This window comes from Sulfitobacter sp. HI0027 (assembly GCF_001634775.1).
Lineage (GTDB): Bacteria > Pseudomonadota > Alphaproteobacteria > Rhodobacterales > Rhodobacteraceae > Sulfitobacter.
The window spans coordinates 1-3,237 of the sequence record NZ_LWER01000061.1; the positions used below are offsets into that span (position 1 = coordinate 1).

Consider the following 3,237-nt stretch of genomic DNA (forward strand, 5'->3'; position numbering starts at 1 on the left):
CTCGCATGTCGGGGTGTACTGGCTGATGCAGATTAGCCTGCTCGGCGCTGCTTTGTGGTTCTGGCGCGAAGTGTTTGCCCCCGGCCGCACGCCCGTCGAGGCGCTGACCCTGCTCATCGCCGGTTTTGCGCAGATGGGTCTTTTGGGGGCGATCCTGACCTTCGCGCCCGAAGCGCTTTATGCCGCCCATGCCGTTGCCCCCATGGACTGGGGCTTTTCGCCGCTGGCCGACCAGCAGCTTGGCGGTATCTTGATGTGGGTGCCCGCGAGCCTGCCCTATGCGGTCGTCGCCGGGGCCGTAGCGCAGCGCGGATGGGCGGCCTTGCGGGCGGGCAACGCGTGAGCGGCTGGTTCCCGGTTCTCATCACGCTCTTCAAAGGCGTGCATATCGCCGCGCTGATCCTGTGGTGTGCCGGGCTGCTTGCCCTGCCCCTGATGCTGTCCCGCCATGACCCCGCTGGCACGGCGGAGGAGTACAGTCGCATCCGCCGCGCCACTCATACGACCTATGCCATCCTCGTCACCCCCGCGGCCGTCGTGGCGGTGGTGGCGGGCACATGGCTGATCTTCTTTCGCGAGGTGTTCGTCCCTTGGCTCTACGCCAAACTGCTCTTTGTCGCGGCGCTTGCTGCCGCCCATGCTTGGATCGGGCATTTGGTGGTGCAGGTAGCCGAGAAGCCGGAGAAACACCGCCTGCCCCGATCCTACCTGCCGATCACTGCCGTCGGCATCCCCGTCATCGCGATCCTCATGCTAGTTTTAGGCAAGCCCGACCTCTGGGACTTTCCCCTGCCCGAATGGCTGCTTGAACCGCGGGGCATTCAATTGCCCTTCGATGTGCCCAAACGATAATCAAAGACCAATTTGCCCCCATGCCACCCCGTGAACCCCACCATCACCGCGCCCAGCCCCGACAGGAGGATGCCGTAAGGCAGCACCGCCGCCTCATAGCCATAGAGCCGCTGGCCCCAGTTCGCGCCCAAGACCGCCAGCAGGGTCACGGCGATGATCGCATGTGTCCAAGCGGCAGCCCGGGAGCGGATGCCGCTCACCAGCAAAAGCTCGGCAGCGCCGGAAAACCCCGCCAGCACGCCAAAGAAGAACGCCGTCCCCGCCGCCCAGAGGGCCGCCCGCGCCCAAAAGGCATCGCCGGTCCACCAATAAAGCAGATCGGCCCCCAGCAAGCAGAAGGACAGCGCAATGGGAAAGGCCACGCTCATGGCGTGGATCGGGTGGCCCTCAAGCGCGATGCGGGTCTCAGTCTCTTCATAGCCGGGCTGAGAGGCGATCGGGTCGATCAACCGGTCCTCGCCCGTCTCATTGCTTTGTTCGCTCATCGGGGCAGGCTCCTTCGGGGGGTGATTGCAGGGACAACGTGCGGTGTGCTGATTGGTTGCAGCGGCGATCTGTCGGTGGTCGATCCGGCGGGCCCGGCGGCGCGCGCCATCGCGACGCTCTGGTGGGTGATGTTCATCGGCGCGGGGCTGATCCTCGCGCTGGTGGCGGCGCTTATGATCGGCGCCTTCTGGACACCCCGGCAGACGGAAAATGCCACGCGGGATGAAAAGTTCTGGATCATCGGTCTGGGCCTGTGTTTCTCCATCGTGGTCCTCGCAGCTTTGCTGGCCTATGGTCTGGTCACCGGCGAGCGGCTGATGCCCCGCGCCGCGGCGGATGTGGTGCGGGTCGAGGCCGAGGCCCGGCAATGGGCTTGGCGCTTTTCCTATGACGACCGCCCCGGCCATGTCACCGAGAACCTGCTGCACATCCCCGCCGGGCGGCCCGTGGATGTGGCGATCACCAGCCGGGATGTGGTGCACAGCTTTTGGGTGCCCCGTCTGGCTGGAAAGCTGGACGCCATTCCCGGCCATGTCAACGTGCTGCGGATTGAGGCCGATGCCCCCGGCACCTACCGGGGCCTGACCGCCGAGTACAACGGCGCGGGCTACAGCCGCCATACCTTCTCGGTCGAAGCCCATGACTCGGCGGGCTGGGCCGCCTTTACCGCGAAGGAGACGCCATGAACGCGCTGCGCCGTCACCGCAAGTTGGATGCGATCTGGGGCTCCGAGCCGGGCTGGAAGGGCTGGACCAGCAGCGTAAACCATTCCGACCTTGGACGGATGTTTCTTGTCACTGCCTTCTTCTTCTTCCTCGTCGGTGGTGTGTTGGCGATGTTGATCCGCGCGCAACTGGCGACGCCTGATTCTGCTTTCGTGGATGCCGGTGCCTTTGCGCAGTTCTTCACCATGCATGGCACGATCATGATGTTCCTCTTCGCCATTCCCGCTTTCGAGGGGCTGGCGATCTATCTGCTGCCGAAGATGCTGGGCACCCGCGACCTCGCCTTCCCGCGGCTCACCGCTTACGGCTACTGGTGCTATGCCTTCGGCGGCGCGATGCTGCTGGTGGCGCTGTTCTTCGGCATCGCGCCCGATGGCGGCTGGTTCATGTATCCGCCGCTGACCGGGCCGCTGCATTCGCCCGGCATCAACACCGATTTCTGGCTCATCGGCATTACCTTCGTCGAGATCTCGGCGATCTGCGCGGCGGTGGAGTTCACCGTCTCAATTTTAAAATACCGCGCGCCCGGCATGTCGCTCGACAAGATGCCAATCTTTGCCTGGTACGCGCTGGTCACCTCGCTGATGATCCTCACCGGCTTCCCGCCCCTGATCCTCGGCTCGGTACTCTTGGAGGTTGAGCGCGCCTTCGGCCTCCCGTTCTTCCAAGCCGATCTGGGCGGCGACAGCTTGCTTTGGCAGCACCTGTTCTGGCTGTTCGGCCATCCAGAGGTCTATATCATCTTCCTGCCCGCCGCCGGGGTGATCTCGACCGTGATCCCGGTGATGGCGCGCACGACGCTGCTGGGCTACGGCTGGATCGTCGCGAGCGCTTTGGCGTTGGCCTTCCTCAGTTTCGGGCTTTGGGTGCACCATATGTTTACCACCGGCATTCCGCATATGGGGCTGGCGTTTTTCTCGGCCGCCTCGACGCTGGTGGCGGTGCCGACGGGGGTGCAGGTCTTTGCCTGGATCGGCACCATGTGGAAGGGGCGGCCCGAGTTGCACATGCCGATGCTGCATATCCTTGGGTTCTTCGTGACCTTCGTGATCGGCGGGCTGACCGGCGTGATGGTGGCCGTGGTGCCCTTTGACTGGCAGGCCCATGACACCGCCTTCATCACTGCGCATCTGCACTATGTGCTGTTCGGCGGTTTCGTCTTTCCGATGCTGGC

At 64.4% G+C, this 3,237-nt stretch carries 5 protein-coding genes; 4 read left to right on the top strand and 1 reads right to left on the bottom strand.

Annotation, left to right across the window (positions count from 1 at the left end; all coding sequences use genetic code 11):
• Both A3722_RS03860 and A3722_RS03865 read left to right on the top strand, forming a co-directional pair.
• Positions 1-343, top strand: a 343-nt coding sequence (locus tag A3722_RS03860; protein WP_150120425.1) for a cytochrome c oxidase assembly protein, incomplete at its 5' end; no start/stop codon positions are given.
• A complete protein-coding gene (locus A3722_RS03865; protein WP_067627758.1) occupies positions 340-852 on the top strand; it encodes a CopD family protein in 513 nt (170 codons plus the stop codon). The genes A3722_RS03860 and A3722_RS03865, both read left to right, overlap by 4 nt.
• Here A3722_RS03865 and A3722_RS03870 read toward each other — a convergent pair.
• Positions 822-1,337, bottom strand: a complete 516-nt coding sequence (locus tag A3722_RS03870) for a DUF2231 domain-containing protein (protein WP_067627752.1) — start codon at positions 1,335-1,337, stop codon at positions 822-824. The genes A3722_RS03865 and A3722_RS03870 overlap by 31 nt on opposite strands.
• Positions 1,338-1,382: 45 nt before the next feature.
• Here A3722_RS03870 and coxB point away from each other — a divergent pair, with 45 nt between their 5' ends.
• Both coxB and A3722_RS03880 read left to right on the top strand, forming a co-directional pair.
• Positions 1,383-2,024, top strand: coding sequence for a cytochrome c oxidase subunit II (coxB, locus tag A3722_RS03875; RefSeq protein ID WP_236627339.1), 642 nt, complete (start codon positions 1,383-1,385; stop codon positions 2,022-2,024).
• On the top strand, positions 2,021-3,237 hold a 1,217-nt coding region (locus A3722_RS03880), incomplete at its 3' end, for a cbb3-type cytochrome c oxidase subunit I (RefSeq protein ID WP_201721957.1). The genes coxB and A3722_RS03880, both read left to right, overlap by 4 nt.

Bases quoted from the DNA above. Each gene is read 5' to 3' on its own strand.
- A3722_RS03870 (WP_067627752.1), bottom strand. From the start codon at position 1,337: ATGAGCGAACAAAGCAATGAGACGGGCGAGGACCGGTTGATCGACCCG.